The sequence below is a fragment of the Pseudomonas sp. B21-019 genome (genome assembly GCF_024749225.1).
Lineage (GTDB): Bacteria > Pseudomonadota > Gammaproteobacteria > Pseudomonadales > Pseudomonadaceae > Aquipseudomonas.
In genome coordinates this window covers 4,388,952-4,407,283 of the sequence record NZ_CP087193.1, presented here as the reverse complement: position 1 = coordinate 4,407,283, position 18,332 = coordinate 4,388,952, and the positions used below count along the sequence as shown (strand labels likewise).

Here is an 18,332-nt window from a genome sequence, read left to right as displayed (position 1 = left end):
GGCTCTGGGGTGTGCATTATTCCCACCATGTGTCAGGTATTTTTTATGTCGTTACGCATCTGCATTCTGGAAACCGACATCCTGCGTCCGGAACTGGTCGATCAATATCAGGGTTACGGGCAGATGTTCCAGCGTCTGTTTTCGCAGCAACCCATCGCGGCCGAATTCACCGTATACAACGTGATGCAGGGCAATTATCCCAGCGATGACCTGACCTTCGATGCGTATCTGGTCACTGGCAGCAAGGCTGATTCCTTCGGCACCGATCCGTGGATTCAAACCCTCAAGACGTATCTGCTGAAACGCTACGAGCGCGGCGACAAGCTGCTGGGCGTGTGCTTCGGCCATCAACTGTTGGCGCTGCTGTTGGGCGGCAAGAGCGAGCGGGCGACCCAGGGCTGGGGCGTCGGCACCCACAAATACAAACTCGCGGCCAAGGCGCCGTGGATGAGCCCGGTGAGGGAAGAACTGACGTTGCTGATCAGTCACCAGGATCAGGTCACCGCGCTGCCGGAAAACGCTACAGTGATTGCTTCTAGCGATTTCTGCCCGTTCGCCGCGTACCACATCAACGATCAGGTGCTGTGCTTCCAGGGGCATCCGGAGTTCATTCACGATTACTCACGGGCGTTGCTGGATATTCGTCAGGAAGCGCTGGGCGAGCAGATTTATTCGAAAGGTATGGCGAGTCTTGAACACGAGCATCACGGCACTACCGTCGCAGAGTGGATGATGCGGTTTGTGGCGCACAAGCCTGAGACTGACTCGGTTAAGCCTTAAAAGCTTCGCGGGCAAGCCTCGCTCCTACGGATAACCCTGTATGAGCGAGGCTGCCCGAGAATTTTGCAGACGCCTAGGTTCCGACTATAACCACCCAGACTTTTTGAAGCTTGCCCACAAACCGACGCACCCAACGGTGATAAACCCCAGCACCGCGAAATACCCGTAATGCCAGCTCAACTCCGGCATGTTCTGGAAGTTCATCCCATAGATCCCGGCCACCGCGGTCGGGAATGCCAGAATCGCCGCCCATGCCGCAAACTTGCGCTGCACCACGCTCTGCCGTGACGCCTCCAGCAACACCCCGACCTCAATGGTCTGGCTGGCAATGTCCGCCAGGGTCGTCAGGTCTTCCATCTGCCGCGTGACATGAATCTGCACATCGCGGAAATACGGGCGCATGTTTTTGTCGATGAACGGAAAGCTCAGCTTTTGCAGTTCTTCACCGATCTCCACCATCGGCGCCGCAAACCGGCGCAAGCGCAATACATCGCGGCGCAGGCCGTGGAGTTTCTGGATGTCGCGCTCGTTCAGGGAACCGCAGATGACATTGCTCTCCAGCTCATCGATCTCGGCATGAATCGCTTCGCCCATCGGCTGGTAGTTTTCAATCACGAAATCGAGGATGGCATAGAGTACGAAATCTTCCCCATGCTCCAGCAACAGCGGACGTGCCTCACAGCGTTGTCGGACATGGGCGTAGGACGCCGAGTGACCATTGCGCGCGGTAATGATGTAACCCTTGCCGGCGAAGATATGCGTCTCGATGAACTGCAATTTGCCTTCATGGCGGATCGGCGAATACGTGACGATGAACAGCGCATCGCCGAACGTTTCCAGCTTCGGTCGACTGTGTTTTTCCAGGGCGTCTTCGATGGCCAGTTCGTGCAGGTTGAACTGGCGTTGCAGGTTGAACAGCTCCTGCGCATTGGGCTCTTCGAGGCCAATCCACACAAAGTGGCCAGGCTTGGCAGCCCAGGCAGCGCCTTCGTCGAGGGTGATGTTGGTGACTTTCTTACCGGCGCTGTAAACCGCAGCAGCAACGACTCTACCCATGATGATTCACTTCTTATCGGTCGCTTTCTATTGGTAAAGACTGGCGGTGCCAGGCAGGTTTCAGCTTAACCTTGTCTACTGCTTGAGAGTCAGCAAAATCGGTAGAGTTCGCAGGCAAAAGAAAACCCGCACAGGGCGGGTTTCATTCAGGCGGCTTGCAGTTGCCGATCCATCGAGTCGATGCACTCACGCATCTGTTCGCGGCACTGGGCGATCAACATCGGCATGTCATCCAGACTCAATCCAGCCGTAGGAATTGCCGGCAGCGAACGGATCAGAATCTTCCCACTGCGCCAGCGGTTCAATCGCATGTGTTTGACGTAACTGCTGACACACACCGGCACGATTGGCACGCCGGCGACAATCGCCATCTGGAACGCGCCTTTCTTGAACGGCAGCAGCTCTTCGCCGAGGTTGCGGGTGCCCTCGGGGAAGACCCAGATCGAGGTGTCTTCATTTTGCAGGGTGTGAGTGGTGGTCAGCATCGACTGGCGTGCCTTGTGCGCATTGCCGCGATCGATCAACACATTGCCCGCCAGCCAGAACAACTGCCCGAACAGCGGCACCCACTTCAGGCTCTTTTTGCCGATGCACACGGTGCGGCGGGGCACCACGTTGCCGAACACAAACAGATCGTAGTTGGACTGGTGGTTGGCGATGATCACGCAGCTGTCGGGTTTATCCATCAACGGCCCGACATCGGCCTTCACCCGCAAGCGTAAAATACACATTGCCGGCCACGCATACAGACGGGCGCACAAACGGCTGTTGTCCGGATTGAACGGACGGCACAGCCCGAGAATCACTCCGAGCACACCGGCCAGAATAAAGTGCAGGCCCATCAATAACATACGAAACACAAACAGCATTTAAAGGCCCACCGGGACAAAAGGTGGCGCAGTGTACGGATGTGCACTGTTTTCGGCAATTGCCGCTATAGAAGTGGGAGATAGCCGATTTTTTAGCGCATGTTTCCGACTTGTGGGTCAGATGCGGCCTAGAGCGGTTGTAAGGTTTTAAACCAGACGCCCAAGAAAAAGCCCGACACGACGGTCGGGCTTTTCGGTGCAACGCGTTCGGGCTTAGCCCATGTGCTCCTGATCCAGGATGATCGCGTTGTCCAGCGTCTCCAGCAGCGCCTTGCGCGTTTTCAACTTGGTGTTCTTGTGGGCGATCATGTTGAGCTTCTTCAACTGACGAGCCGCCGCCAGCGCCGCGTCTTGCAGCTCTTCGGCCGACACCACCTTATCGAGGAAGCCGGCGTCCACGGCGCTTTGTGGGTTGAACATCTCGGCGTTGATCACCGCGCGATGGAACGCCGACTTGCGCAGACGATCACGGGCCAGTTCGATACCGGCATGGTGCATGGTCATGCCGATCTGCACTTCGTTCAGGCCAATGCTGAACGGGCCATCGACACCGATGCGGTAGTCAGCCGACAACAGAAGAAACGCACCCTTGGCCACTGCATGACCAGGACACGCCACGACCACCGGGAACGGATGCGACAACAGGCGACGAGCCAGGGTCGAACCTGCAGCCACCAGCGCCATGGCCTCGTTAGGGCCGGCCGTCATCACCTTCAAATCATAACCACCCGACAAAATTCCCGGCTGACCGGTAATGATCACCACCGCCCGATCCGCTACCGCCCGATCCAGCGCAGCGTTAAACGCGACAATCACGTCTGGAGAGATGGCATTGACCTTGCCATTGCTCAAGGTCAGGGTCGCGATACCGTCTTCGAGATGGTAAGAAATCAACTCACTCATGACGCCAATCCTTCTAATAAAGTAGGGCAGACGTTACCCACCGCTGTAGGCCAGGTAAAGCGCCGTGACTGACCCGCCAGTCACCCTTTTCCGGCCCTCCAGGCATTGTCCGCCCCGCCCATCGTGCATTGGCTTCTATATAGAAGGGGAGGCGAAGCCGGAGATTGGCAGGTTTGCCATGCCCTTGAACGCCCCCAAAGCGCTAATCGCGTTAAGCGCATGAAAATTCTGAAAAAAATGTTTGCCATCAGAAAAGCTTTCGACTACATTAGCGCGCCTCGACAGACTGAATAAGTTTGACGAGATACGGTGAAGTGTCCGAGTGGCTTAAGGAGCACGCCTGGAAAGTGTGTATACAGGAAACTGTATCGAGAGTTCGAATCTCTCCTTCACCGCCAAATTCGATATACACAAAACCCCTGATTTCGAGAGAAGTCAGGGGTTTTGTGGTTTCTGGCGTCTGGATTTTATGCATGGCGGTATCAGCGAAGGCGCTTCCGAAATTGATGTAGGACGATGGATAGGCGTGTGGGAAGCAATGCTGGAAAGCCATATGGTTTGGGGGCTTTCATAGGTTTTGGCACCTCGCATGAGCCGCATCGGAAGGGGGTATTCGTTTTGCGCCTTTAAGGTACAAAATGACCCAAAGGGCAGCGCACACGACGCGCCCCATTATCCGGAATGGACGCACGCACGTTATGCAGGAATTCACCATGAAGCAGGCGGAGCTGGAAAAGGTTCACGTGGAAATCGTCAAGCTGATGGCTGAGCAGCGCAAGCTGAATGCCGAAGCGGGCAAGATGACCCGTGAAACTTTTTGGTACCCGGTAGCTGTTGCGACTGGCTTGATCGGTACGGTGGCGACTGTCACTGCGGTGTTGATCAAGCTGCTCTGACCCATCGTTATCCCAAGCTCAACAGGTGCCGGGCTTTTTGTTTTCATCACCTGGCTACCGAGGAATAATGCGCGCTTCTATGAACAAGGACATCTCATGATCACCACTACAACTCACACCATCGAGGGTCGACAAATCACCGCCTACCTGGACATCGTCAGCGCCGAGTCGGTGCAGGGCGTTAACGTGATTCGCGATATGTTCGCCGGGATGCGGGATTTTTTTGGTGGGCGTTCTCAGACGTTGGAGCGGGCATTGAAGGAGGCGCGGGTTCAGGCGACCGAGGAGATCAAGGAGCGGGCGCGGGCGCTTCAGGCGGATGCGGTGGTGGGGCTCGATTATGAGATCAGCATGCCTGCCGGCAAGGGTGGAATGGTGGTGGTGTTTGTGACCGGGACGGCGGTCAAGCTGAGGTAGGTTGCTCGGTACTGGCCATTCGTCGGGCATGTAACGATCTGAATCACAAGTCTGGGAATGACCGGCTAGTCTCAAAAACCAGGGTGGTCGATATTTTTCAGGCAAAAAGGGCTTGCCGGTATCGACCCGTTTTGAGAGGAGCGAAGATATGGCTGAGCCGTATATCGAAGACGACGGTGCAGAGTTTCCAATCAATGATTGCGTGCAGTGTGGTCAGACGGACTATGTGCCGAGCTTCGGCGAAGACCGTATCAAAATCAACAAAATCAAATCTGCAGTGCCCCGGACCCGAGGGCCGAAATCGAAATTTATGCCCAAGCTGGGGGCGCCCTCCAGGAAGTAAACCGATCACAGCACGAACCCCGTCATTGAGCGGGGTTTCTTGTTTCTGAAGGGCAGGAAGGGTGGCTCGGTGGCAATGCTGAGAAATGTCCTACAACTTTGCGAGCACTGGTATTTTTTTCACAAACTTTTCACACCGGCCTACGTAGGCTCAACTCATCCGTTAGAAAGCAGTACCCTGGCCCGTCTCCCCAGCGGGCTTTTTTTTGCCTGTCATAAAACCTTTTGCATAAACGCTGTCCAACCGTCGCCAATGGCGAGGTTGTTCTGGTTTTGTGTCTGGACTTTCCCTCCGCTAAAGCATTCAATCTGCGGCCTTTCGGTTTCCACTTTTTTGAGGTTCTTGTTATGCGTTTGACACTGCCTGCTCTGGTTCTGGGCCTTTTGGTTGCTCAAGGTGCGATGGCTGCCGGCGACGGCACGGCCGCGCTCGGTGGTGGTCTGGGTGGTGCGTTGGGTAACGTGGTTGGCCAAAAAATGGGCGGCAGCACTGGCGCAGCGATTGGTGCGGGCGTAGCGGGTGCAGCCGGCAGCGCTGTTGCCGCACGTAAAGGCAGCCGCACCAAAGCGGCCATCGGTGGCGGTGTTGGCGCGGCGGGCGGTTCGATAATCGGTAACAGCTTGGGCGGCAAGAACGGCTCCACCATCGGCGCAGGCCTGGGTGGCGCATTGGGCGGCGGCGTAGGCAGCAACCTGTCCAAAAAACGTCATTGATCCTGAAGGTCAGCTGAAAAAGCCCGGCTCAATGCCGGGCTTTTTCGTTTTGGAACGTTTCTGCATCATGTGGCTCAAATCTCATACAGTCGGCATTGGTTCTCTGTATAACAGACCCAGATGCAGGCTGATGCCTATCCGCGGCACGTTTCTTCCCCCAATGCGGAAATTAGAGGTGCATATCATGCGTTTCATGCGTTTGACATTGTCCACGGTGTTTTTGGGGCTTTTGGTCGCTCAGGGCGCAATGGCGGGCGGCAACGGTGACGCTGCAGTCGGCGGTGGTCTTGGCGGTGTGTTGGGCAACGTAGTCGGCGGGCAGTTGGGCGGCAGCACCGGGGCCGCGGTGGGCGCTGGCGTCGGCGGTGCGGCAGGCAGTGCGGTAGGTGCGCGCAAGGGCAGTCGCACAGAAGCAGCCGTCGGCGGTGGTCTCGGCGCGGCGGGTGGTTCGGTGATCGGCAACAGCCTGGGTGGCTCCACTGGTTCGGCCATTGGCGCAGGCCTGGGCGGCGCAGCCGGTGGCGCGGTGGGCAGCAACATGGGTGATGACCGCGGCAGTTCGCATTCCGGTGGTGGCTACTACAAACACAAGCATAAAAATAAGTACAAGAATCACTAACTCGATATCGAGTGACAGTAAAAACCCGGCCGAGTGCCGGGTTTTTCGTTTCTATCAATAGGACCCCGGAACGATTGGCCGTAGGACGTCTCGAACTTAATATACACACTGAACGTTGTGAGGCATGCCATGACTCCGGAAACTGAAGACAAGGAAGAAGAAGGTCCGATCAACGATCCTGGCAACGAAGATCCGGGGTCTCTGATGGACGACGCCACGGTGCCGCTCAACGATGCCGATGACGCAGGCGATGTGGGCAACCTGGAGAATGATGAGTATGACGAGGAAGACGACGAGTGATTTTGCGGTCGGGCCGACCTCGATCCCTCTGATCGAACCGCGTCTATCGTGTTGGCCTCGAAAGACAAGGATCTGCTTTTCAGGTCCAATGAGAGGTGCGTTATGAACGCCGATCCGAAAGACTCCGATATCGACGATACCCCCGAATATCCGCTGCCTTCGCCCACCAACTCCCTGCGCCGTGACCAGCGCCCGCCCGACGATGACGACACCGCTGTGGAGCAGGTGCCCGCCGATGATGTGAGGCGCGGGAATGTGGAAGCCGACCCGGAAGACCCGGACATCGCCGGTGATGACGCCTCGGGCGAACCGAGCTGAAGCCTGCGCGGTGGTGCATCGCCGCTTGTCGATAGCACGGCACCTTTAAAAAGCGATCACTGCCAGAGATCAGGTAAAGCACTCTTTAAAGGAGATGCACCATGATCAGATCAAAATGGACGGCGCTGACGATAGTCGGCTTATTGTCGATCAGCTCATTGGCGGCGTTTGCTCAATCTACTGGTCGCGACGCACCGGTCGATAAGGGGGGGATGCCGCCCTACTCGGAAATGAATGCAGGTACCTCGGATGGGAAGGCGCTGCTACCGGACACCCTTGGTGGTGGGAATGGTGGTGATACCAACGGGAGGAGCATCGACTCGGGGAAGCGCAGCGGGTCGGTGAGTGGTGGAAGTTCGATGGGGAGTGGTTCTGGAAGTGGGTCTGGAGGATCGGGTGGTTCTGGGAGTATTGGGACGGATAGGACAGATGATAGCGCGGGAGGTTAGAGTTCCTTAAGCTGATTTAGCCCGGACGTGAACCGGGCTTTGATGGTTAGATCTTTTCTGATTCAATCCAGCATCTGTAGAAAGATCGCTGTTCATTTGGATCGTTTGTTAGATTGCTCTCATCATAATCAAAAATATAAACTACATCGGTGAGTGACGACGCTTTACCCAATGTCAGTTCATATGCTTTCAACCCAAGAGACATTTGTGATGACATGCTGGAAGGATGCACGTTGATTTTTGATCCCTTACAGAGAAATTGTATATTGGGATTGTCCTCTCGGACACGTGCGAAGCATCTATAAAAGTCACTGTCCGAATATTTTTTGTTAAAGCCATTTTTCATTGTGAAAGTTATGGTTGTTTCTTTGTTGTCGCATATAAGGTTGGCGACTTCCTTTATGCCGTCAATGCTTATGGTGATTTCAACCTTTGATATCATTTTTTTATTTTCCTGTACGGATTTGGTATGGAATAGCCGAGCTCTCTGCCGTCATCTATGATTAGCGTTGCGCCAAGTACGTCGACATTATCTATACGGTTAGCTATGGCTATCTCTTTTTCTGGTCCGAAAAGATAAGCTTGTCCAAGCTCTTTTTGTAAGTCATACCCATCTATTTTTTGAAGAGTATAGAGGTAACCTACTTTTGTGTGATATCCAGTGGCGAAAAGCTTGCCAACATTTCGCGACGGTGATGTGCTGATAAAATTACTGGGTGGATTTTCACTGTCTATAGAGTGGAGCAATAAATCATTGCTTTTTCCTTTGCTTCTAAAACCATTTTGAAATACATCATCAGGCTCTCGCTCGTCCCCGCGATATAAGTAATCCTCTTCTCTTTTGGGGGAGGGAGTTTTTGGCTCCCCCTCATCAACCCCCGCTTTACCCGCCGGATCCTCATCCCCAAACGACGGCTTCTTACACTCATCCCCCCCAGGGCACTCACTCAACCCCAACGGATCAACCCAACCCGCCGGATTGCGCGTGTACTGATAGCTGTTTAACCCGCCTGCCAACTTGCTCGGGTCCGGCGTCAGGTACCGTCCGACATCCGGATTGTAGTAGCGATGCCGGTTGTAATGCAGGCCGGTTTCCGCGTCGAAATACTGCCCTTGAAAGCGCAGCGGTTGATCGAGGACCTGGTGGGTGTCGCGGTTGAGGCGGGTGAGGCGGCCATAGGCGGTGTATCGGGCGGCCCAGATGATGTCGCCACTGTAGTCCGTGAGTTCTTGCGGGGTGCCGAGGTGGTCGAGCTGGTAGTAGAAGGGACATGCCTTACGCGGGCCTTTGCCGTCGAGCATGGCCAGCGGGCGGAAGGTGCCGGGTTCGTAGACGTAGCTGCGATGGTGGTCCTGGCTGTGTTCGGCAACGAGGTGGTCGCCTTGCCAGAAAAACTCGATGGTTTTGCCGTCGACGGTTTTGGCGATGCGGCGGCCGAAGGCGTCGTAGCGATAACTTGAATAACGACCGTCCGGCGTAGTGACGCCGACCAGCCGATGCTGGCAGTCGTAGCGGTATTCGGTGACGAGTTTCTGCCCGGTGCCACGGCGCTCGCGGATCAGGTTGCCGAAGGTGTCGTAGTCGAAGTGGCGATCGCCCTGTATCAACAGGCGATTGCCTTTGACGGTCGTCGGGCCGGGGCGGTCCTGCATCAGCAGGTTGCCGGCTGGGTCGTGGGCGTAGCTTTCCGGCTGTTGGTCGCGGGAGTGGCGCACGCGGATCAGTCGATTGAGCGGGTCGTACTGATAGCTGCGCTGGCCATGGCGGGTGTCGGCGATGCTGTCGAGATTGCCATTGAGGCTGTAGGCATAGTCGCGGCGGTAGAGCGGATGTTGGTGCTGGCCGACAGCGTGGGCCTTCAGACGGCCCTGTTCGTCGTAGGCATATTCACTGAGCAGCAGGCCTTGTTGACGGTTTTGTTCGCGACCGGCGAGGAACGTATGCGAGGTCAGTCGTGCGCCATTGAGGTCGATGGCCGTCAGCGCACCGCCCTTGGCGTGGCGGTAGTCGAGTTTGCTGCCGTCCGGCAGGCGCAGGCGGTTGAGCTGCCCGTAGGCGTCGTAGCCATAACGCAAGGTGCCCCAGCCCTGATGTTCGGTGATCAGCCGGTCCTGCTGGTCGTACTCGAATTCCAGCGGATGATCGTGGCCGTCGTCGACGCTGGTCAGCCGGCCCAGCGAGTCGTAGCGGTATTCGACCTGGATGCCGTCGGGCAACGTTTTGACCAGCAACCGTCCGGCCGAATCCCGTTGATAGCCAGTGACCAACTGCGAGCCGTCATCGCCGAACTCGGTTTTTTCCAGCAGATGGCCATTGAGGTCGTAGGCGTAGGCAGTGCGGCGACCGTCGAAGCCGGTTTCCTGTCGGATCAATCCGCTGGGCGTGTAGTCCAGCTGATATTTTTCGCCGGATTCGTTTTCGATTTCCGTCAGCAGCAGCTGCGCATTGTCGTAGCGGTACTGAAGCTGGGTGCCGTCGGGATTGATCCGGCGGCTGACCAAGTGCAGGTCGTCGGCGTATTCGTAGCGGGTGACGCGGCCCAGTTCATCGCGTTCGGCGGTGATCTTGCCGTAGGCGTTGTAGCTGAATCCGCGCGTGGCCCCGGTAGGCAATGTGGTCTGGATCAGTCGGCCGACGGCATCCCATTGGTACTGGGTAACGGCACCGTGTTCGTCCTGACGGGTAATCTGCCGCCCCAGCGCATCGTAGGAAAACCGCCGCTGCCCACCGTCCGGCAAGGTCTCTTCGAGCAACTGCCCCAAGGCATTCCAGACGAACACATGGCGACTGGTGTCCGGGTAGCGGACCGACAGCAGCCGGCCTTGTCCGTCGTAGTGGTAATGGGTGACCTGCCCGTCGGGATCGGTCGCCTCGGTGACATCGCCCTGAGCATTGCGCTGGTATTTCCACACCGCCTGACCGCGATAGCGCGCATGCAGGAAACCGTTGCGATACTCGTAGGACGTCGGTTCGTCTTCCGGTGGAATCAGCGTTACCAGCCGTCCGACGTCGTCGTAACGGTATTCGGTGACGGCCCCCAGCGGATCCTGCTCGGCCACCAACCGGCCCTGCTCGTCGTAGGCCTTGAGCTGTTCGCCGCCATCCAGCCCAACCCGGCGCACCAGTCGCGCCCGGTCGTCGTGGACGTAAACCTCTTCACTGCCGTCGATGTTCCGGACCGTGACGCTGCCCTGATCATCCCAGACATAGCGCGTGTCCATCTGCGCAAACGACGCCCAATGCCGCACGCAGCGCGCCGACTTGCCGGACCGTTCCCACTCCCAGAAGAAACTCGCGCCACCGGCCAGCTGCCGCTGCAAAATTACGTGGTTGTCGTCGTAGTCGTAACGCTCGCTTTCGCCGGCGGCATTGATCGCTTCGATCAAGCGCTGGCGGGCGTCATAGCGGTAGAAAGCCAGTGTTTGCTCTGTACGCCAGGCTTCACCCAAGTCATCGCTGGGGCAAAACGACTGGTATTCGACGGCAACCAGGTGCCTGCGCTCGTAGCGCAACAGCAAGGCACGACCGGCACCGTTGTCGAGGCGTTGAATACGCTCCTGTCGGTCGCGAGTGATGCGCAGGCGGTTGTTGTAGGCGTCACTGATCGCCGTCAGTCGACCGTTATGAAAGTGATAGAACCGGCTCGTCTCGCCGGCTAGCGCGAGGATCAGTTCCTCGGGGTCATCACCGAGATAAATCGCCGCGCGCGAAAGGCTGTTGTGGATCGCGGGGCGTTCGTTGCTCGGCAGCGGGAACGTGGTGCGGCGGTTTTCATGGTCGATCCAGACAACCTGTTCAACGCCCAGCTCCAACCGCTGCGCCAGCGAATGGCTCCACCCCCAGCCCAGCCCGCAATCGATCTCCACCGCGCTGGTGCGGTACAACCGGGTGAAGGCAAACGGCAGCAGCCCGTCCAGCGCACCGTCGGTCAGGGTCAGCAGTTCTTCGCCGCTAACCATCGACACAGGACAGCCGTTGGTGCAGGTCAGTGCCGCGCAATCGGCGCTGTCGCCATTGGGATTTTTCGCTTGATTCGGTGCGTCGTCGTGGGGTTCGTGACGGCCCAACCGGGTCTTGGCTGCAGACTTGTCGCGGGCAATGGCGAGCGGATTGTTCACCTGCACAGCCGGTGAGTTGCCGGCGCTGATCTGCAGTGGAACCGTCGGTGCAGGTCTCAGCGGTGCATTGCGCGCGCTGACCACGAGCGGTTTGAGGACGCCAGCGTGGGCTGTCAGATCGGATTTGGCCGTCAGTTCGGCCAGTCGCAAACTGGCAGTCGCCAACCATTGTCGAGCCCGATGGGACTTGATCTTGTCCAGCACTTTGGCGCTCATGCCGAGCTTCAGGCCCGTAGGACCTGTGAGACGCACCAGCAGGAAGCTGATTAATATTTCCGTACGAACTTGTGCCACGACTTCGGCGATGTACTGCGGCGGCAACATCCTCAGCCAACTGGTGAAGGCGGCGAGATGGATGAACATCAACGGCTCATCGCTCAACATCAGCAACACATTGGCAATGGTTTCAGCCGAAGCGTTCAGCAGCGTCTCAAGCTCGCCTTGTGTCAGGTACTCAAGGAGTTGTTCGCTGCTGCCTTGCAGGTCCGCCACCAGGGCGTAGACCTGCTTCACGTCATCCCACAAGCCGTGCAGCGAACGCTCGAAACCGTGCCAGTCAGCCTGTTGCAGCAGGCCGTAGCGTTGGGTGAAACCTGCTTTGGAAAAATCTGCCCATAAAGGTTCGAATTCGCTCGTCCATTCGTTGCGCAACCAGCCTTCCAGCTCGCCGATCACTCCCTGATAGGAGGCGTAGAGTGCTTTAACGTGTTCAGTGGAAACATTGGGAAAGAAGGTGATGCGATAGCGATGGCCGCGCCAACATTCGGGGATTTCGAGAATGCCGCTGGGGCCGATGGTTACGTGGACGGGCTCACCGAACGTGAGCTCACCGTTGTGCAGGGAGATAACCGGCTCGAGCATCACCGGCGTATCGCCGATTGGCACGAAACGCGCGGCTTCAAACATATGCACCAGGGTCAACGGACCGCTGGTCGGGCACATGGCGAGTGTCGAACTGACAGGCGCGGTGGAGTCCTTCGGTGCGCTGAGCCGGACTTCGTTGCCGACCTTGAACACTTGCTCGACGTTCAGCGCCCCAGCGGTCCAAAAGTTTTCCGCCCAGGCCTCGTAGTCGTTGAGGCAGAGTCGGAAATCACCGAGCAGCGCTTCGATGTTCGGCTGCTCGGGGTTCATGGCGGCGACCACCAGCAGACCGATGGCGTTGTTCAAGGCCAGGACCTTGTCAGGTTCGAACATTCGCAATCCCTCGCGCTGATCAATGTGGAGCGAGAGACTTTGCGGGGGATCAAAAAGGAAAGAAGTCGGGAAAGGAGGTGTTTGGTGTAGGGGAAATCGCTAAATCATCACGGCGCCCTCGGCAGAGGATTTTATATCCGCCAGGCATTGCCCGTTGCTCTCGACCAATCGCGCTCGCTATGCTGCTGAACCCTTTAATCCATCACGGATCCGGCCGTACCTGAGCCGTCCTGGGATGTCATGAGAAAACGGATCAGATGCGATGAGTGCACCCTTGGATGAGTTCGGTCCGATCAAGGCCGTGATTTTCGATATGGACGGTTTGCTGCTGGACACCGAGGGCATTTACACCGAGGTCACGTCCATCATTGCCGAGCGTTATGGGCGGACCTTCGACTGGAGCGTCAAACAGAACATCATTGGCCGTGGCGCGGGAGATCTGGCGCGCTATGTGGTCGAGGCGCTGGACTTGCCGATCACCGCCGAAGAGTTTCTGGTGATCCGCGAGCCCTTGATGCGCGAGCGTTTTCCGACGGCGCTGGCGATGCCCGGAGCAGAGGAACTGGTTCGGCACTTGAAAGCCAACAACATTCCTATCGCGGTGGGCACCAGTTCTTCGCGTCAGTCGTTTGGTCAGAAAACCACTTTGCACCGCGACTGGTTCGCGCTGTTTGACTTCATTGTCACCGCTGATGACCCGGAAGTGGGGGCGGCGAAACCGGCGCCGGATATTTTCCTGACGGCGGCACGACGTCTTGGGGTCGCGCCCCGGGATTGCCTGGTATTCGAGGATTCGCCGTTCGGCGTCACTGCAGCCAAAGCGGCAGGAATGACGGCGATTGCGGTCCCGGATGCGGCGATGGCCGACGAAAAATACGCACACGCCGACGGCATTCTTCGTACGTTGAAGGCGTTCAAGCCCAGCGCATGTGGCTTGCCGGCGCTTGAATGGGCGTGATCATTCGATAATCTCTGACACAAAAAAACGCCGGCAATCGATTGCCGGCGTTTTTTTGTGTCAGTCGAGCGGTGTATCAGGCGCCGAAACCACCGTCGATGGTCAGGCTGGCACCGGTGATGTAGCCAGCTTCGGGACCTGCGAGATAAGCGACGAAGCTGGCGATTTCTTCCACGTTGCCGTAACGACCCACGGCCATCAGCGGGATCAGGCTATCAGCGAAGTCGCCGCTGGCGGGGTTCATGTCAGTGTCGACCGGGCCTGGTTGCACGTTGTTGACGGTGATACCCCGCGGGCCAAGGTCGCGAGCCAGGCCTTTGGTCAGGCCGACCAGCGCCGATTTGCTCATGGCGTACGGGCCGCCACCGGCGAAAGGCATGCGCTCGGCATTGGTGCTGCCGATGTTGATGATGCGACCGCCTTCGGTCATGTGGCGGGCGGCTTCCTGGGTGGCGATGAACACGCTGCGTACGTTGATGGCCAGGGTCTGGTCGAAGTCTTCGAGTTTGAAGTCCTCCAGCGGTGCGACGGCCAGAACGCCTGCGTTGTTGACCAGGATGTCCAGGCGGCCGAAGGTCTCGACGGTGGCGTTGACGGCATTGCGAATAGCAACGGCATCGGCGCTGTCGGCCTTGATGGCCAGGGCTTTGCCGCCGGCGGAGATGATGCTGTTTTGCAGGTCTTCGGCTTTGGCGGTAGAGCTGACATAGGTGAAGGCGACGGCTGCGCCTTCTGCGGCCAGGCGTTTGACGATGGCAGCACCGATACCGCGTGAACCGCCTTGAATCAGAGCTACTTTACCGCTGAGGTGTTGAGTGGTCATGTCGATCTCCAGAAGTTCAAGGCAGGCTGCCTTGTTGTCGGAGTCGAGTATCGGCTTCGCATTACCCGGCGGGTAGACCGTGATTGCTATAGTCTGTGTAAACCAGAAGTTTATAGTGGTGCTTATGGAAACCTTCAGCAGTATCGAATGCTTCGTGCGCAGCGCTGAGGTCGGCAGCTTCGCCGAGGCTGCGCGGCGCTTGAGCCTGACGCCTGCTGCGGTGGGCAAGAGCGTCGCCAAGCTGGAGGCGCGACTCGGTGTGCGGCTGTTCCAGCGCAGCACGCGTAGCCTGACGCTGACCGAGGCCGGTCAGCTGTTTCTCGGCGAAGTCAGCGCCAGCTTGCATACGATCCAGAATGCCGTGGCCAACCTGGCCAGCGCCGAAGGACGTCCGGCGGGAACGCTGAAGGTCAGCATGGGCACGGTGTTCGGGCGCTTGTACATCGTGCCGTTGCTCGGAGAGTTTTTGCGACGCTTTCCAGCGATCAACCCGGACTGGCATTTCGATAACCGTCAGGTCGACCTGATCGGCCAGGGGTTCGATGCGGCGATTGGTGGTGGATTCGACCTGCCCCAGGGCGTGGTGGCGCGCAAGCTGACGCCCGCCCATCGAGTGTTGGTGGCTTCAGCCGGGTATCTGGCGGGGCACGAAGCGATCATCGAGCCCGATGACCTCCAGCGCCACGATGGCATCCTGATACGGTCGCCGCAGACGGGGCGCGTGCGTTCCTGGCAATTGACCTGTCGCAACCGGCAACACAGCCCGCTGACGCTCAAGGCGCGAATGACCATGAGCGATTCGGAAGCGGCCTGCGCTGCGGCGACCCAGGATTTGGGCATTGCATTGGTGAGCATGCCGTTCGCCGTGGGCTATCTGGACGCCGGGACCTTGCAGCGGGTGTTGCCCGACTGGTACGTCGACGATGGCAACATCTCCATCTATTACGCCGAGCACAAACTGCTGCCGGGCAAGACCCGGGCGTTTGTCGACTTCATCATTGAACAGTTTGCCGAGCAGGGGTTGGGGCAGCGGTTCAGTGCAGTTTGAGCCCGGCTTGGGACCAAGGGGAGGCCATCGCGGGCAAGCCACGCTCCCACGGAATGATGCAAAAGCCTGTGAGAGCGAGGCTTGCCCGCGAAGATCGATAACGCGGTCTACCGCCCAAACCGCCCAGGCCAACCAATAATGGTCTTCGGCCGCGGCGTCGCATACGTCCGTACTTTCGACGTCGACAACCCCAGCCGCACCAGTGATTCGGCAATGGTCACCGCTGCCGTCACGCCATCCACCACCGGTACGCCGGTGCGCTGACGAATCTGTTCATCCAGTCCGGCCATGCCGCCACAGCCCAGGCAAATCACCTCAGCCTTGTCCTCGCTCACCGCCAGTTCCGCCTGACGGACAATCGCCTCCAGTGCACGTTCCGGATCGGATTCCAGCTCCAGCACCGCGAGCCCGCTAGCCCGCACCGACGCGCAGCGGTCCCAGAGCCCGGACAATTTGAGGCGATCCTCGATCAGCGGCACGGTGCGGTCGAGAGTGGTGACCACCGAATAGGCATGGCCGAGGAACATCGCGGTGCTGGCGCCGGCATCGGTGATGTCCACCACCGGCACGTTGAGCAACTCCTGCAAACCTTCGCGGCCGTGCTCGCCGTAGCCGGCCTGGATTACCGCATCGAAGGGCTGATCGTAGGACATGACCCGGTCCATCACGGCGATGGCGGCCAGGTAGCTTTCGAAATTGCCTTCAATGGAGTCGGCGCCGAAATGCGGGGTCAGGCCAATGATTTCCGTGCCGGGCGCGGCCACGGACTGCGCTTGGCGGGCGATGGCCTGGGTAATGGATTCGGTGGTGTTGACGTTGACCACGAGAATTCGCATGGGAGGTCCTTATAGCGAGGTGGTTTGCGGCCCGATGTCACCGGGCCGCCAAGAGGATTAATGGCTGACGTTATCGACCGCGATGGTTTCACCGCTGACATCGGCGTAGTAAGGCTGCCGTTTGGCGATGATCAGGTAGAGCATCCCTGCAATCCCGGCGCCAATCAGCCAGGAGAATGGCGAGACACTGTCGAAACCTGGCACCAGGGCCAGGACAATGGCGATCAAGGCTGCCGGAATGAACGCCGCCACGGCGCGCAAATTAACCCCACGGCTGTAGTAATAATCGCCATCGGGATCTTCGCTGTACAACTGCGGCACGTTGATCCGGCCTTTTCGTACCTGCCAGTAGTCGACCATGATCACCCCGTACAACGGGCCGAGCAGGGCGCCGAGGCCAGACAGGAAATACACGATCACCAGCGGGCTGTTGTAGAGGTTCCACGGCAGGATCAGCACTGCGATGGTCGCGCTGATCAGCCCGGCGCGGCGAAAGGTCAGGTATTTGGGCGCCAGATTGCTCAGGACAAAGGCCGGGGCCACGAAGTTGGCCATGATGTTCACCGCCACGGTGACAATCAGGAACGCCAGGCAACCGAGTACCAGAAAGAAGGTATTGGGAATCGATGCGATGATCTCGGTCGGGCTTTCGATGATCCGGCCATTGATCTGAAATTGCGCACCGCACAGCAGGACGGTGATCCCGGCGAATACCAGAATGTTGACGGGCAGGCCCCAGAAATTTCCGACCCGGATGGTCTTGCGGCAGGGAGAAGAGCGGGCGAAGTCGCAGAAATTGAGGATTAGCGTGCCGTAGATCGACAGCCACAAGGCGCCGCCGGCAAAGATATTGCGCCACATCTCACCGCCACTCAGCGGTTCACGAATCGACCAGGCGATGGTGGCGTTGGCCTGGAAGTACATCCAGCCGGCGAGGGCGGCGACGGTCAACAAAATCACCGGGCCGGCAAACGCCTCGTAGCGTCGCACCATTTCCATGCCATAGGCCAGGATCGCCAACTGCACGAACCAGATCGCCACGAAACACACCCAGCCCAGGCTCGACAGCCCGAGTATCGAATTGTGGTCGTAATCGGCGAGTCCGGGATGCACCGCCGTCAGCAATACGCGAAAGACCACTGACGCCAGGTACGTCTGAATTCCGAACCAGGCAATGGCGATAACGGCGCGAATCAATGCAGGAATCTGCGCGCCATGGATGCCGAAACTGATCCGGCTGATCACCGGAAACGGCACCCCGGTTTTCTGGCCCATGTAACCGGAAAGGTTCATGAAGCAATACACCAGCGCCGCACCGATTCCCAGGGACAGCAGAATCTGCCAGCCGCTCAGGCCCAGTGCATACAAGCCAATGGCAAAGGAGTAGTTGGCAATGTTGTGCACATCGTTTGTCCACAGGGCAAAGATGCTGTAACGGCCCCAGCGTCGACCTTCGGCCTTGGTCGGCGCGAGGTCCTTGTTGTGCAGGCGGGGGCTGAGCACGACGGGTGGTTGAAACGTTTGATCGTGAATCACTGAGGTAGAAAGCGGAGAGGGCAGATCCAGCGCAATATTGTTATTGGGGAGGCTAGTACGCATTCCGGCAGGCTCCTGAAGCTCGTTGCCGCGATGACTGTGCATGAGCGTGGGCTCGAAAAATCTTCGTCGCGGGTGGGAGAGCATCATTG

Annotated in this window: 18 protein-coding genes and 1 tRNA gene; 11 read left to right on the top strand and 8 right to left on the bottom strand. The window is 58.2% G+C overall.

What is annotated here, in order from left to right:
* Positions 1-45: 45 nt before the first annotated feature.
* Positions 46-780 (top strand): amidotransferase, encoded by a 735-nt coding sequence (locus tag LOY36_RS19455; RefSeq protein WP_258670264.1) that lies wholly within the window; start codon positions 46-48, stop codon positions 778-780.
* Positions 781-864: 84 nt separating this feature from the next.
* Here the strand turns inward: LOY36_RS19455 and LOY36_RS19450 are convergent, their stop codons facing one another.
* The 3 genes from LOY36_RS19450 to LOY36_RS19440 form a co-directional block, all read right to left on the bottom strand.
* Positions 865-1,836, bottom strand: coding sequence for a magnesium and cobalt transport protein CorA (locus tag LOY36_RS19450; RefSeq protein WP_019648237.1), 972 nt, complete (start codon positions 1,834-1,836; stop codon positions 865-867).
* 146 nt (positions 1,837-1,982) lie between these two features.
* Positions 1,983-2,705: a 1-acylglycerol-3-phosphate O-acyltransferase gene (locus tag LOY36_RS19445; RefSeq protein ID WP_019648238.1), complete on the bottom strand. Its 723-nt coding sequence runs from the start codon at positions 2,703-2,705 to the stop codon at positions 1,983-1,985.
* Positions 2,706-2,918: 213 nt separating this feature from the next.
* The gene (locus tag LOY36_RS19440; RefSeq protein ID WP_019648239.1) at positions 2,919-3,608 is read right to left on the bottom strand and encodes a crotonase/enoyl-CoA hydratase family protein; all 690 of its coding nucleotides are present in this window, start codon (positions 3,606-3,608) and stop codon (positions 2,919-2,921) included.
* 308 nt (positions 3,609-3,916) lie between these two features.
* Here LOY36_RS19440 and LOY36_RS19435 point away from each other — a divergent pair.
* The 8 genes from LOY36_RS19435 to LOY36_RS19400 all read left to right on the top strand — a co-directional run bounded on the left by LOY36_RS19435 (position 3,917) and on the right by LOY36_RS19400 (position 7,214).
* Positions 3,917-4,006 (top strand) — tRNA-Ser (locus tag LOY36_RS19435).
* A gap of 315 nt (positions 4,007-4,321) precedes the next feature.
* Complete coding sequence (locus LOY36_RS19430) at positions 4,322-4,504, top strand: hypothetical protein (RefSeq protein ID WP_007940783.1); 183 nt, start codon at positions 4,322-4,324, stop codon at positions 4,502-4,504.
* 96 nt (positions 4,505-4,600) lie between these two features.
* Entirely contained in the window at positions 4,601-4,921 is a 321-nt protein-coding gene (locus tag LOY36_RS19425; protein WP_019648241.1) for a YbjQ family protein, read from the top strand.
* A 148-nt stretch (positions 4,922-5,069) separates the two neighbouring features.
* Positions 5,070-5,264, top strand: a complete 195-nt coding sequence (locus tag LOY36_RS19420) for a hypothetical protein (RefSeq protein WP_007940781.1) — start codon at positions 5,070-5,072, stop codon at positions 5,262-5,264.
* Between the two features lie 347 nt (positions 5,265-5,611).
* Positions 5,612-5,977 carry a glycine zipper domain-containing protein gene (locus LOY36_RS19415; RefSeq protein WP_019648242.1) on the top strand — a complete coding sequence of 122 codons (366 nt, stop codon included), beginning with the start codon at positions 5,612-5,614 and terminating at the stop codon, positions 5,975-5,977.
* Between the two features lie 193 nt (positions 5,978-6,170).
* Positions 6,171-6,596 carry a glycine zipper domain-containing protein gene (locus LOY36_RS19410; protein ID WP_026286342.1) on the top strand — a complete coding sequence of 142 codons (426 nt, stop codon included), beginning with the start codon at positions 6,171-6,173 and terminating at the stop codon, positions 6,594-6,596.
* Positions 6,597-6,725: 129 nt separating this feature from the next.
* The gene (locus tag LOY36_RS19405) at positions 6,726-6,896 is read left to right on the top strand and encodes a hypothetical protein (RefSeq protein ID WP_007940775.1); all 171 of its coding nucleotides are present in this window, start codon (positions 6,726-6,728) and stop codon (positions 6,894-6,896) included.
* 102 nt (positions 6,897-6,998) lie between these two features.
* Complete coding sequence (locus tag LOY36_RS19400) at positions 6,999-7,214, top strand: hypothetical protein (protein WP_018925239.1); 216 nt, start codon at positions 6,999-7,001, stop codon at positions 7,212-7,214.
* 495 nt (positions 7,215-7,709) lie between these two features.
* On the opposite strand, the gene LOY36_RS19390 is transcribed toward LOY36_RS19400, so the two are convergent.
* Both LOY36_RS19390 and LOY36_RS19385 read right to left on the bottom strand, forming a co-directional pair.
* A complete protein-coding gene (locus LOY36_RS19390; protein ID WP_258670254.1) occupies positions 7,710-8,105 on the bottom strand; it encodes a hypothetical protein in 396 nt (131 codons plus the stop codon).
* Positions 8,102-12,979, bottom strand: coding sequence for an RHS repeat-associated core domain-containing protein (locus LOY36_RS19385; RefSeq protein WP_258670252.1), 4,878 nt, complete (start codon positions 12,977-12,979; stop codon positions 8,102-8,104). Before LOY36_RS19385 ends, LOY36_RS19390 begins: the two co-directional genes overlap by 4 nt.
* A 262-nt stretch (positions 12,980-13,241) precedes the next feature.
* Here LOY36_RS19385 and LOY36_RS19380 point away from each other — a divergent pair, with 262 nt between their 5' ends.
* Positions 13,242-13,937, top strand: coding sequence for an HAD-IA family hydrolase (locus LOY36_RS19380; protein ID WP_007942158.1), 696 nt, complete (start codon positions 13,242-13,244; stop codon positions 13,935-13,937).
* 76 nt (positions 13,938-14,013) lie between these two features.
* On the opposite strand, the gene LOY36_RS19375 is transcribed toward LOY36_RS19380, so the two are convergent.
* Positions 14,014-14,760, bottom strand: coding sequence for a 3-oxoacyl-ACP reductase family protein (locus LOY36_RS19375; RefSeq protein WP_018925243.1), 747 nt, complete (start codon positions 14,758-14,760; stop codon positions 14,014-14,016).
* Between the two features lie 124 nt (positions 14,761-14,884).
* Between LOY36_RS19375 and LOY36_RS19370 the strand changes: the two genes are divergently transcribed.
* A complete protein-coding gene (locus LOY36_RS19370) occupies positions 14,885-15,808 on the top strand; it encodes a LysR family transcriptional regulator (protein ID WP_019648249.1) in 924 nt (307 codons plus the stop codon).
* 107 nt (positions 15,809-15,915) lie between these two features.
* Here LOY36_RS19370 and LOY36_RS19365 read toward each other — a convergent pair whose 3' ends face one another.
* Complete coding sequence (locus LOY36_RS19365) at positions 15,916-16,644, bottom strand: aspartate/glutamate racemase family protein (RefSeq protein WP_007942162.1); 729 nt, start codon at positions 16,642-16,644, stop codon at positions 15,916-15,918.
* 57 nt (positions 16,645-16,701) lie between these two features.
* Complete coding sequence (locus LOY36_RS19360; RefSeq protein ID WP_258670247.1) at positions 16,702-18,243, bottom strand: NCS1 family nucleobase:cation symporter-1; 1,542 nt, start codon at positions 18,241-18,243, stop codon at positions 16,702-16,704.
* Positions 18,244-18,332 lie beyond the last annotated feature (89 nt).